This window comes from uncultured Roseovarius sp. (assembly GCF_913057115.1).
Classification (GTDB): Bacteria; Pseudomonadota; Alphaproteobacteria; order Rhodobacterales; family Rhodobacteraceae; genus Roseovarius.
The window spans coordinates 15,881-28,406 of record NZ_CAJXNN010000040.1 but is presented as its reverse complement, the minus strand read 5'-3'; the positions used below and the strand labels follow the sequence as shown (position 1 = coordinate 28,406).

Genomic DNA, 12,526 nt, shown 5'->3' with positions numbered 1-12,526 from the left:
CAACGTTCACGTCCCATTCCTGGGCCGCGGCGGGTGCAGCGGCTACGCCGAGGGCGATCGCGCTGGTTGTGAGAAGATGCTTTTTCAAGGTGTCCCTCCATCAAAGCAGAGTTTCGTTTTCCGCCGCCCCCAAGGCTGGACACGGCTTGAGGATGAAATGCTGCAAATGGCCCCCAACTGTCAACGAAACCCCCCTTGCCCCGATGCGAGTTGGTAAAGTTGTGACGAATTAATCACACACCCTGTGTCGGGACGGGCGCAAATCCCCTTAAAACACGGTCACACCGGGGTTTTGCGGGCGCACAAGCGCTGAACGGCAATCGCCTGAGCCTTGCGCCGCCTGCCGTGCAGCCCACAGGAACAGGGGCAGAATCACCCGCCCCCGCCCAAGGGGGTTACATCCCCCGTTCGTCCAGCACCTTTCGCGCCGATCTGAAGCATTCCAGGCCTTGCGGCACACCGCAATAGATGGCGATGACATGCACGATGGCGCGCAACTCGTCCTTGGTGACACCGTTGTTGATCGCGCCGCGGCAGTGAATCTCGAACTCGTGCATCTTGCCCAGCGCGCCCAGCATGGTCAGGTTCATCATCGACCGGGTCTTGGCGTCGATCACCTCGTCGCCCCAGCCGAATCCCCAGCACCATGCCGTCATCGCCTCTTGGAAGGGCCGCGTGAACCCATCGGCGGCTTCGAGGTTCTTCTCGACATACTCCGCCCCCAGCGTCGCCTTGCGCTGTTCTAACCCCTTGAGGAACAGGTCTTCGTCAAATGCGCTCATGTCTTAGCCTTTCAACTTGATAGCAACGTTCTTGGTCTGAACATAATTCCAAAGCGCCTCGCGGCCCTTTTCCCGGCCATAGCCCGATTTGCCGTAGCCGCCAAAGGGGGTTTCCACCCCGCCCGCGAACCATTGGTTGACGAAGACCTGCCCGGCGCGCATCTGCCGAGCCGCGCGGGTGGCACGGTCCAGATCGGCGGTGAACACCCCACCGACAAGGCCGTATTGCGTGCCATTGGCGATCTCCATCGCCTGCGCCTCGTCGCGGAATTTCAGTACCGACAGGACAGGGCCGAACACCTCTTCCTGCGCGATGGTCATATCGGGGGTGACATTGGCCAGCACCGTGGGCTCAAGGAAGGCACCGGGGATGTTCATCTTGCGCCCACCAGTGGCGACCTTGGCCCCCTGCGCTTCGGCGTCCGAGACCATGCCGGCGGCGCGGTCGCGTTGACCTTCGCTGACCATGGACCCCATGTTGGCCCCCGCCTCGGTCCGCTCCATCCCCGGCCCGACGGACAGCGACTTGGCCACCTTCACCGCCCGTTCGACCAATTCGTCGTGCCGCGATTCGTGTACGATGACCCGGCTCATGGCGCTGCACACTTGGCCCGCGTTGAAATAGATGCCCCAGCGGATGTCATTTTCAAAGGCCTCCAAATCGGCGTCGTCATGCACAATGGCCGCCGATTTCCCGCCCAGTTCCAGCACACAAGGCACCACGTTCTGCGCCGCCGCCGTGGCGATGGCGACACCCGTGGGCACCGAGCCGGTAAAGACGATCTGGTTCACATCTGGATGGCCCGACAGGGCCGCCCCCGCCTGATTGCCCCAACCGCACAGGATATTGACCGCCCCCTTGGGCAGGCCCACCGCCTCGGCGGCATGGGCAAAGATATAATTGCTGAGCGGGGTCAGCTCAGGTGTCTTGATCACACAGGTGTTGCCGGTGGCCAAAGCCGCCGAAAGCGACCGCGCGGTCATTTCCACCGGGTAATTCCACGGGATGATCTGCGCCGATACGCCAAAAGGCTCGCAATCGGTGAAATCATAATACCCCGCCCCCAGCGGGATCGACTTGCCTTCCACCGTGGAGGCCTGATTGCCGTAATATTCGAAATAGAGCGCCGCACCGCGCAACTCGATCTCGGCCTCCCAAAGCGGCTTGCCCTGCTCTTGGGTCAGGACCTTGGCCAGCTCATCAAGATTGTCGAGGATATAGCGCCCCATATCCTGCACCAAACGGCCCCGCTCAATCGGGCGCATATCGCGCAGAACGCCGGACTGATGCACGCGTTTGGCGGCCTGAACGGCGCGATCGACATCCGCTTCATCCGCCAAAGCCTGTGCCGCCAAAACCTCGCCCGTGCCGGGGTTCACCACATCGACACGGCCCGCGCCGCCGTCGACCCACTCGCCGTCGATGTAGTTCTGCCAATAGTCCTTCATGATACACCTTCTTTTGTCTGGGCCGCCGCGGCGTGCCGTTGCGCAACCTTCCTCGCAAAGCAACAAATGGCCCGTCTGTTCGGAACGCACCAGTGACTATCTTGTCTGCGACAAAATCCAATCCCCATGCGGCGCAGGCCTAACCGCGCCGCGCGGCGCGGTTTTCCATCCGGTCCACCCAGTTGCGGTAATAGATATCCGCCGCCTTGAGGAAATGCGGGGCCTCAAAGGGGTGCAACACATGGCGCGTCAGATGTGTATCGGCATAGGCCGTTTGCCCACGGTCATCGCCCATGGCCCGCCACGCCGCCTTGGCCCCCAGATAGGGCGCCATCACCGTGCCCGAGCCAGAAAAGCCCATCGCATAGTGCAGGCCGTTGTCTTCGCCCACATGCGGCATATGGGTAAAGCTATATCCGGTATAGCCTTTCCAAGCATGCGACAGTTTCACATCGCGCAGATCGGGCCAGACCTCGCACATGGTGTCGCGCATCCGATCCGCCGCGCGATCCATCGGCAAATCGCGCATCGAGGCGCGCCCGCCGAAAAGCACCCGCTTGCCATCGGGCGACAGTCGGAAATAGCTGTGCCGCGCGCGGGTTTCCACCATCATCCGCCGCCCCGGCGCGATGTGGCCCAATAGGTTCGAAGGCAGCTCCTCGGTCGCGATGATATAGCTGGGCAGCGGAAAGACCCGCGCCACATGCCATTTGAAGGGTTTACGGGTATAGCCATTGGTCGCCAGCATCAGCTTGCCCGCTTTCACGCGGCCCTTGGCAGTTTCCACGACAAACCCAGCCTCCGCACGCTCATAGCCCGACACGCCCGCATGCCCCACCACCGGGATGCCCCGGCGCAGGGCGGCTTGCATCAGGCCTGCGTGATACTTGGCGGGATGCAGCGCGCCGTGTTCGGGGAAAAGAAGCCCACCGTGATAGCACTCTGTTTCGATCTCATCGCGCAGGGCGGAACGATCCAACAATTCAACCTGCACCTCGCTTTTGGCGCGCACCGTGTCGGCCAACCGCTTTTGCGCCGCCGCGTGGCTTGGCGTCCAAGCCAATTGCACCCGGCCCGTCTGTTGGAAATCGCAGTCAATCGCCTCAGCCTCGATCAAGCCCCTGACCCATTCCAGCGCCGGTTTCGCCTCTGCAAACAGGGCATCGGCCACCGCGGGCCCGAATTTCGTGGCCAGATCATCCCAACCCAGCCGGGGATGCGCGCCCACCATGCCGCCGTTGCGGCTACTGGCCCCCTCGCCCGGCACGCCTGCGTCCACGACGACCACCTTGGCCCCGCAGTCATGCGCGGCGATGGCGGCGGATAGCCCGCAATAGCCCGCGCCGATCACCAGAAAATCACAAACCCCGGGCAGGTCCTGCCCGGGGTCTTGGGGCGCGGCGGCCTGCCACCAGTAAGGTGTTCCAAGTGCCGCTTCGCCCGTCCAGTTCGCCATGGTTTCTATCCTTGCATCCCTTCCCGGCTATCCTCCGTAGACCAGCCGAGGCAGCCAAGTTATGACCTCTGGGAACAACATACACACCACCAGCCCCACGATCTGCAAGAAGAGAAACGGCAAGGCCGATTTGAAAATGTCACTCATCGGGATGTTCGACGGTGCCACCCCCCGCAGATAGAATAGCGCGTAGCCAAAGGGCGGGCTGAGGAAACTCATCTGCATGTTGACCAGATAAAGCACCCCGAACCACAGGACGAGATCGCGTTCCGACCCAAGGCCAAAGGATTCCGCGCCCAAGGCTTTCACGATCGGCACGAAAATCGGCACCGCCAGAAGCAGGATACCCACCCAGTCAAGGAACATGCCCAGCGCCACAAGGATCACCATCATCAGGATCAGGATGCCCCAAGGCCCAAGGCCAAGGCCGGTCATTGTGCTTTCCACGAAGTCCTGCCCGCCTTCCAGCACGTAAAGCCCAACGAAGATCGTCGCGCCGAACATGATCCAGATCACCATGGCACTGGCCTTCAGCGTGGTCATGCAGGCCTCGCGCACGGTGGCCCATGTCAGCTTGCGGTGAATGGCGGCCACGATGAAGGCCCCGAAGGTGCCGATACCGGCAGCTTCCACCGGCGTGGCAACACCTGCAAAGATCACCCCAAGTACCACGAAAATCAAGGTGATGGGCGCGGCCATATTGCCCAGAAGGCGCATTTTCTCGGCGGTGCTCACCCGGTCCTCAACCGGGATGGGCGGGCCTTTCTTGGGGTCGGCATAGCACATCACCGTCACGTAAAGGATATACATCCCCGACAGCAGCAGACCGGGCAGAACCGCCCCGATGAACAGCTCCCCCACCGATTGCTCGGCCACAACCGCATAGATGATGGCCAGAATCGAGGGCGGGATCAGAATGCCCAGCGTGCCGCCGGCCATGATCGAGCCCATGGCGATCTTGGGGTCATAATGACGTTCCAGCATCGCAGGCAGTGCGATGATCCCCATGGTCACCACGGCGGCGCCAATGACACCCACCATGGCCGCCAGAATGGTCGAGGCGATGATCGTCGCCGCGGCCAGACCGCCGCGCACCCCGCCAAGTAGCTTATAGATCACATCGAACATCTCGTTGATGATCCCCGCCCTCTCCAACATGGCGGCAAGGAAGATGAACAACGGAATCGCCGATAGCTGATAGTTGGTCATCAGCGGGAAAATCCGGCTCGGCACGATGTTGAGGGTCTGCGCATCGCCAAGGATGAACAGGAACACGCAAGCCAGACCACCCGTGACAAAGGCCAAGGGAAGCCCCGCCATCAGCAGCACCATCAAACTGCCGAACATCAGGGCGGTCAGCCAACCGATTTCAATTTCGATACCCATGGCGTCAGGCCCCTTTCATTGCATTGCCAACGGTGGCCAAATCCTGCAACAGCTTGGCGATCCCTTGCAGGATCAGCAGGATCGCCCCCACCACGATGGCCCATTTGAAAGGCCAATAGGCGATGGTCCATTCGGAGAAGGAAATCTCGTTCACCACGGTCGCATCCATCGCGAAAATCCACCCCGTCACCAAAAGCGTGCCGGCGAAGATGAAGAAAAAGATCGAGGTGAAGAGATCCACGAGCGCTTTGCGCAGCGGTGACCACTCGGCATAGAAGACATCCACCTTCACATGCGCATCGGTCAGTGCGGCATAGGCCCCGGCCACAAGGTATTGCATCCCGAACATCAGGAACATGCCCTCATGCACCCAGATCGTGGGCGAGTTGAAGACATAACGCGACACCACCTCGAAGTAATAGGCCAGCACCGCAATCACCATCCAGTAGCTCACGAATTCGCCCGCGTAGAAAGACAGCCGGTCAATCGCCCCGATAAAGCCGGTGCGGATATGCGCCTCGTCGCCCTCGGCCTCTTCGTGTTCGACCTCTTCAAGGCGATGCTCGGCGGGGGATTCCTCGTCGCCCTCGGCCTCAAGCCGCACCTGCGCGCGCTTGACCAGACCGGGGAGCAGCACGGCATCTATCGCCATCAGCGCACAAATCAGAAGGAAGGTATAAAAGGCGAAATTCGACCAGAACACGCGGCTTTCGCCCGCTTCCTGAAGGCCCGGCTTGCCCGCCTCAAGATCGGCCTGCGCCTTTTCCAGCCGCTCGGCATCCGCCACTTTCGACTCGCGCGCTTTCTCAAGGTTCCGCTCGGCGCGAATCTGGGCAAAGCTGCCCTCCTCGGCCCCGGCCAGATCGGCCTCAAGCTGGGCGATCTTGTCATCGGCGCCCGCCACCTTCGGCTCCAGCCGCTCAATCACCCTCTGGGCGCTATTGACCACATTGGACGCCTCACTTTGCAACTCGCGCGCCTCGCGGCCCTGCGCATTGGCAAAGAGAATGGCAAAGAAAAGCGGGATGAAGATCAGCCCCCAAAGGTTCCGCAGATACAGCCGGTGCAGGCCCAAAAGCCCCCCGGTCAGCAGGATCATGTAGCCAATGGGCAGGGAATACCCGCTGGTCTGCGTGCGCCGCGCCATCACCATGGCGATCAGCGGAAACACAAACAGCGTCCCCCAATACAGCCAATGCGGCAAGATGAAGTTGATGCTGGGCATGGAATTCGTCCGTTCTGAGCGGAAAAGAAGGCCGCGCCCCCGGCATGGTGGCGGGGGCGCAGCGCGTTGAAGTCGATCAGGTGCCGATCAAAGATCCAGCGTCTGACCCTCAACCATTTCAGGCGTCACATAACCAAGCGAGCCGGACATCATATAGTCAAGCTGCGTCTTGAAGACCCGCGCGGCGTCCTTGTCGCGGTTGGCGTATTTGAACCAGATCGGCACGGCGACCTCGGTCATGATTTCGACGTCGGTCTGGCTCAGGCGGGTGACTTCGGTGCCATCGGCCTCGAACTTCTCCCATGCCTCTTGGTCGGCCTTCTGGATCGCGCCGTGGTGCATATCGGAATAGGCATGCACTTCCATTTCGACGAATTGCTTCATCTCGTCCGACAGGGCGTTCCAGCTGTCCATGCCCACGGTCAGGTCCATGATATCGACCGGCTGATAGACCGACATGAAACCCGGAGGGCCCATCGAAATGTAGTCGGTCACCTGGCTGAAGCCCAAGGCGTAGTTCACCGCCGGGCCCACGTAGTCGGCCACGTCGATCGTGCCTTTTTCCAGCGCCGGGAAGATTTCCGAACCGGGCAGCAGCGTGGTTTTCGCACCCAAAGCCGAGAAAAGCTCGGCCACCATGCCACCGGGCGCACGCATCTTGCGGCCCGCGAAGTCATCGACCGAGCGGATCGGCACCTTGGAGTGGATGATGTTCGGCCCGTGGTGGATCGGCCCGACGAAATGCATGTTTTGCTTGGCATAAAGCTCGCGCGCCATCTCAAGGCCGCCAAGACCGTAATAGAAGGTGTCAAACTCATGCGGGTTGCGCAGGCCCAGCGGATAGCTGGTCAGGAACATCGCCGCCGGGATGATCCCTTGGGCATAGATGGTGAACGGGTTCACCGCGTCCAGAACGCCATTTTTCACCGCGTCGTAAAGCTGGAAGTCGCCCACGACGTCCTTGGCCCCGAAGGGTTCGAATGCCAGCTCACCACCGGTTTTCTCAACGATCGAATTGGCCCAATCCTTGAAGATTTGCAGGCCGATCCCACCGGGCCAAGAGGTTTGAATTTTCCAAGTGGTCGTCTGCCCTTGTGCTGTCGCAAGCGACGGCGCAGCAAGCCCGGCCGCCCCGGCCGTGGCCAGCCCGCTCAGGGCCGCGCGGCGTGAAATCGGTTTGTTGGTCATGGGTTCTCCTCCCTTTGGATGCGTTTCTCGCACTGGGCGGGACCTCCTCCCCAGCCAGTACATATGCAACATCCGCGATACTAAGCGATGCCAGCAATTGGTAAAGATATTTTTCCAATTCACCCCCTCTGCTCGATACTTAGCGCACCGCAAAATAATACTTCTTGTTATTAATCAGATACTTGTAGAAATTTCTAATTTCTCTTGCCCCTCGCGCCGCCAAGCTCCGAATCAAACACCGGCGAATCGCAGTCCGGCGCGATTCGGCCTTGGCCCCGCATCGCCCACAACAAGACTTGCCGGGCTGCCGCCCATGTGCTGATCTTGCTATTGTTGAGTTTCACCAAGCATCATCATCCCAAGGGCAATCATGCGCATTCTTCTTCTTGCTTTCGGCCTTGTCATGGCCAGCTTGGCCCCCCTGCCCGCCACCGCCCAAGATCGCGCCCGCGTCGAGGCGCAGTTCCAAAACTGGCTGGCGCAAACCGTCTGGCCACAGGCCCGCGCCAAGGGCGTCAGCCGCGCCACCTTCAACGCCGCCTTCGACGGTGTGCGCCTTAATTGGGACTTGCCCGATCTCGTCCCCCCCGGCAGTCGCACCAAGACGCCCAAGCGCCAACGGCAGGCCGAATTCGGTGCGCCCGCCAAGTATTTCAATCGCGGTTCGGTGAATGGGGCCACGGCGACGGGGCGCAAGCTGGCCCGGCAATACGCCCAAACCTTGGCCCGCGTCGAACGCGCCACCGGCGTGCCGGGCCACATCATCCTTGCCATCTGGGGCCGCGAAAGCGGCTATGGCCGCGTCGCCATCCCGCATAACGTCTTCGAAGTGCTGGGCACCAAGGGGTTCATGAGCACCCGCGCCGAGTATTTCGCGCAAGAACTCATCGCCGCCCTGCAAATCGCCCAAGCGGGCCACGCCCCAAGTGGGGCGATGAAAAGCAGTTGGGCCGGCGCGCTTGGACAGCCACAATTCATGCCCTCTTCCTTCCTGAAATACGCCGCCGATGGCAATGGCGACGGGCGCGCCGACATCTGGCGCTCCGAAGCCGACACACTGGCCTCCATCGGCAACTACCTTGCGCGCCACGGCTGGGTGAAAGGCCGCGACTGGGGCTTTGAAGTGCGCGTGCCGGCCTCGGTCTCCTGCACCCTCGAAGGCCCCGACCAAGGCCGCCCGATCAACCGCTGGGCCGCCATGGGGATCACGCGGGTGAACGGCAAGGCCTTCCCGGCACATGAACAACGCGGCGAAGGCTACCTTCTGATGCCCGCAGGCCGAAACGGCCCGGCCTTCATCGTCACACCCAACTTCTATGTCCTGAAGGATTACAACATGAGCGATCTTTACGCGCTTTTCGTCGGTCACGTGGGCGACCGGATCGCCTATGGCATCGGCGATTTCGAGGGTCGCTGGGGCAACGTGGGGCGCATGTACCGCTCAGACATCGCCGCCATGCAGCGCGGGCTTGAGGGCATGGGCCATGACGTAGGCGGGGCCGATGGCCTACCCGGTTTCAAAACCCGCCGCTCCATCGGCCGCTGGCAAGAGGCCACAGGCCAACGCGCCACCTGCTTTCCCGAACCGGGGATGAGAGCGGCCTTGGCGCGGTAAACCAACAAGCGATTTCGAAATCGCTTGGCCCAAGGCGTTTCGAAACGCCTTGCCCCCCCGAACGCAAAACGGCCCGCCACTCAGGCAGGCCGCTCCGTCCATCCCCTGAACAATGCTTAGACGGTGACCCAACGATCCTTGAAATCAAAGGCCGCGTCATAGCCGAACAAGGCCGCCGCCCCACCAGTGTGCAAGAAGACAACCCGCTCGCCCTTCTTGAAATACCCCTTGCGGATCAGATCAATCAGGCCCGCGGCCCCCTTGGCCGAATAGACCGGGTCGAGCAGGATCGATTCCAGCTCGGCAAACATGCGGATCGCTTCCAAACCACCCTCGGTCGGGATGCCGTACCCTTCGCCGACGTAATCGGTGTTGGCCACCACGTCCTCGCGCTTCACGACCCCGGCACAGCCCAGCTTCTCGGCAGTGGCACAGGCAAGGTTATAGACGTTTTCTTCCTGCTTGGGCTTGGGCGCGCGCACGCCGATCCCCAAAAGCGGGATTTGCGCATTCATCGCCTGCAAGCCAGTGATCAGGCCCGCCTGCGTCCCGGCGCTGCCGGTGGCGTGCACCAGATGGTCAATCTTCAGGCCTGTGCTGTTCACCTGGCTCAGCAGTTCAAAGGCACAGTTCACATAGCCCAAAGCACCCGTGGGGTTCGAGCCACCACCGGGGATGGTGTATACCTTCTTGCCATCGGCGCGCAGCTTGTCGGCCACCGCTTCCATCTCGGCGTTCATATCGCCGCCGCCGGGGCGTTTCTCGGTGGTGGCCCCGTGCAGATGGTCCAGCAACACGTTGCCGTTGTAGTTATAGTTGGGGTCGTTCGATCCGGTCCGGTCTTCCAACAGGATATGACACTTCATGCCCAGCTTGGCCGCAAAAGCCGCCGTTTGCCGCGCGTGGTTCGATTGCGTGGCGCCTTGGGTCATGACCATATCCGCGCCCTGCGCCTCGGCCTCGGCCATCAGGAATTCCAGCTTGCGGGTCTTGTTGCCGCCGGTGGAAAGCCCGGTGCAGTCATCGCGCTTGATCCAAATCTCCGGCCCGCCCAGTTCCGCACTCAGGCGGTCCAGACGTTCCAAGGGTGTGGGCAGATGGGCAAGGAAATGGCGGGGGAAGCGGGCAAGATGCATTGCGGGTATCCTCTCATGTTGACGAATTCGACTGATACACCCTGAAATCGCACAATCCAAATGCGAATGGCGCAATTCAAAATGCATAACTTGCATTTTCATAGGCTTTGCGCCACACCAAGACATGCGTCTTGATTGGCTTGAAGACATCCTTGCGGTTCTCGATACCGGCTCCTTCGTGCGCGCCGCCGAGCGGCGCAACCTCACGCAATCGGCCTTCACCCGCCGCATCCGCGCGATCGAAGACAGCCTCGGCGCGCCGCTTTTCGACCGCTCCCGCAAGCCTGTCACCCTACTGCCTGCGATCCGCGCGCAAGAGGCCCAGATGCGCCGCCTCGCCTCAGACCTGCGCGCCTTGGGCGACAGCCTGCGCGGCGCGGCACTCGGGCAAGACAGGGTGATTTCGCTGGCCTGCCAACACGCGATCACCACCACTGTCTCCCCAGCCCTCGTGCGGCAATTGACCGGAGCGACCGGGGCCTCTGTCCGGGTGCGCTCGGGCAACCGCGATGAATGCCTGTTGATGCTGCTCTCGGGCGAGGTCGATCTGGTGGTCAACTACGATCTGGCTGGCAGTGATGCCGCCCCCACCCCGGCCTTTCACGATCACACGCTCGGCCAAGAAACCTTGCGGCCCGTCTGTACGCCCGAAGTTGCGCAAACCCTGCAAGATGGCGACCTGCCGGTTATCACCTACCCGCGCGAGGTGTTCCTGGGCCAAGTGATGGACGCGCATGTCTGGCCACGCCTGCCGACGGGCACCCACCTTAACCGCAAGGCCGAAACTGCCCTCACGCTGGCGGCTTATCACTACGCACTGGATGGAATTGGCGTGGCCTGGCTCCCTGGTTCCTTGGTGCTCGATGACCTTGCCCGTGGTGCCCTTGTCAGCCCGTTTGACACAGAGTTGCAGATCACCCTCGAAACCCGGCTACTGCGCCTGCGCGAAGGCGCAAGGGACAGCGCGCTTGAGGCATGGTCGATCCTCGCCGGCGACACCGCGGCCCAAGGCCTTTCGAAAGGCCTTGGCTCAAGCGCCTTCGACGGCGCTTGAGTACGCAAATTCGAATTTGCGTTAAAAGGCGTTTCGAAACGCCTTTCGCTCAGCCCGCGCAATACAAAATTTTGTGCAAGCAGGCGACATCCAAGGCAACCGGGTTGCCCTTCATCGAAGACGATGCAACCGCCGCCTCGGCCACCGCTCCAAATTGCGCAGGCTCCAATCCCATAGCCTGCAACCCCGGCAGGCCCGCTTCCCGCGCCCATGCCTCCAAGGTTGCCGGGGCCTCATCCGGCGCGCCCCCAAAGGCCTCGGCAATCCAGCCGCGCACTTCGGCCAAACGCACCGCCGTCACGCCCTCGGCCCGGCGCGCGTTTTCCTCAAGAACGAAGGGCAAAAGCCGCCCGCAGACCGCCCCATGCGGCGCGGGCGAAACCCCGCCAATCGGCCCCGCCAGCCCATGCACGGCCCCAAGCCCCGCATTGGCCAGCGCCAGACCACCTGACAGGCTGCACCATGCCAGGTCATCCCGCGCCGCCTGGTCCTCGCCCACATCCACCAACAGCCGCAAGGCCCGCAGCCCCGGCGCAATCGCCGCCCGGCACAGCGCATCGGTCATCCGGTTCGCCTTGGAACTCACGTAAGGCTCAATCACTTGGGTGACCGCATCCAGCCCGCTGGCCAAGGTCACCGCCTTCGGCAGCCCATCGGTCAGGCCCGGGTCAACCAGCGCCAGATCGGGCAACATCCGCGCATCCCGAAGCGACACCTTACGCCCCGCCTCTGGTACGCCAATCACCGCATTCTTGGTCACTTCCGCCCCGGTCCCTGCGGTGGTGGGCAAAGCGATGAAGGGCAAAGGGTCGGCCTCCAGCGGCAGACCACGCCCCACCACTTCCATATGGTCCAGCATGGGCCGCGTGGCCGGCACCAAAGCCGCAACCGCCTTGCCCGCATCAATCACCGCCCCGCCACCAAGGCTGACGACGACCTGCGCGCCATGATCCCGCGCCGCCTCAACCCCCGCCTCAATCAACCCGACATCCGGTTCATGCCCACAGGCGAAGCCCACAACCTCTGCCCCGGCGCCGCGCAGGCCCTCCATCAACCATTCGGCCCGCGCCGGATTTGCCCCATGCACCATCAGCACGCGCGCCCCGAAGCCCAAGGCCCGCGCCACGGCCTTGCCCGCAACACCCCGGCCAAAGCAGATTTCCCCGGCCGTCAGAAACGTGAATGCAGCATCGCTCATATGGTCTCTCCCTGCGTTTGCCCCGGTCATCGCGCAG

The 12,526-nt window shown here is 62.2% G+C and carries 10 protein-coding genes; 2 read left to right on the top strand and 8 right to left on the bottom strand.

From position 1 onward, the window contains the following. Positions 1-395: 395 nt before the first annotated feature. The 6 genes from QZ498_RS14415 to dctP form a co-directional block, all read right to left on the bottom strand. Positions 396-782, bottom strand: coding sequence for a carboxymuconolactone decarboxylase family protein (locus QZ498_RS14415; protein ID WP_294623448.1), 387 nt, complete (start codon positions 780-782; stop codon positions 396-398). A gap of 3 nt (positions 783-785) precedes the next feature. After that, entirely contained in the window at positions 786-2,231 is a 1,446-nt protein-coding gene (locus QZ498_RS14410) for an aldehyde dehydrogenase family protein (RefSeq protein WP_294623446.1), read from the bottom strand. 139 nt (positions 2,232-2,370) lie between these two features. After that, positions 2,371-3,687: an FAD-binding oxidoreductase gene (locus QZ498_RS14405; RefSeq protein ID WP_294623445.1), complete on the bottom strand. Its 1,317-nt coding sequence runs from the start codon at positions 3,685-3,687 to the stop codon at positions 2,371-2,373. A gap of 27 nt (positions 3,688-3,714) precedes the next feature. After that, complete coding sequence (locus QZ498_RS14400) at positions 3,715-5,073, bottom strand: TRAP transporter large permease subunit (protein WP_294623443.1); 1,359 nt, start codon at positions 5,071-5,073, stop codon at positions 3,715-3,717. A 4-nt stretch (positions 5,074-5,077) separates the two neighbouring features. Further along, complete coding sequence (locus QZ498_RS14395; RefSeq protein WP_294623441.1) at positions 5,078-6,298, bottom strand: TRAP transporter small permease subunit; 1,221 nt, start codon at positions 6,296-6,298, stop codon at positions 5,078-5,080. Positions 6,299-6,385: 87 nt separating this feature from the next. Continuing rightward, positions 6,386-7,486, bottom strand: coding sequence for a TRAP transporter substrate-binding protein DctP (dctP, locus tag QZ498_RS14390; RefSeq protein ID WP_294623439.1), 1,101 nt, complete (start codon positions 7,484-7,486; stop codon positions 6,386-6,388). Between the two features lie 370 nt (positions 7,487-7,856). On the opposite strand from dctP, the gene QZ498_RS14385 reads away from it, so the two are divergent. Then, positions 7,857-9,101, top strand: a complete 1,245-nt coding sequence (locus QZ498_RS14385; RefSeq protein ID WP_294623437.1) for a lytic murein transglycosylase — start codon at positions 7,857-7,859, stop codon at positions 9,099-9,101. Between the two features lie 116 nt (positions 9,102-9,217). Here the strand turns inward: QZ498_RS14385 and QZ498_RS14380 are convergent, their stop codons facing one another. Continuing rightward, complete coding sequence (locus tag QZ498_RS14380; protein WP_294623435.1) at positions 9,218-10,237, bottom strand: D-cysteine desulfhydrase; 1,020 nt, start codon at positions 10,235-10,237, stop codon at positions 9,218-9,220. 124 nt (positions 10,238-10,361) lie between these two features. Here QZ498_RS14380 and QZ498_RS14375 point away from each other — a divergent pair, with 124 nt between their 5' ends. After that, on the top strand, positions 10,362-11,291 hold the full coding sequence (locus QZ498_RS14375) for a LysR family transcriptional regulator (protein WP_294623433.1): 930 nt from the start codon (positions 10,362-10,364) through the stop codon (positions 11,289-11,291). Between the two features lie 49 nt (positions 11,292-11,340). Here the strand turns inward: QZ498_RS14375 and QZ498_RS14370 are convergent, their stop codons facing one another. Then, positions 11,341-12,489 carry an iron-containing alcohol dehydrogenase gene (locus QZ498_RS14370; RefSeq protein ID WP_294623431.1) on the bottom strand — a complete coding sequence of 383 codons (1,149 nt, stop codon included), beginning with the start codon at positions 12,487-12,489 and terminating at the stop codon, positions 11,341-11,343. Positions 12,490-12,526: the final 37 nt, after the last annotated feature.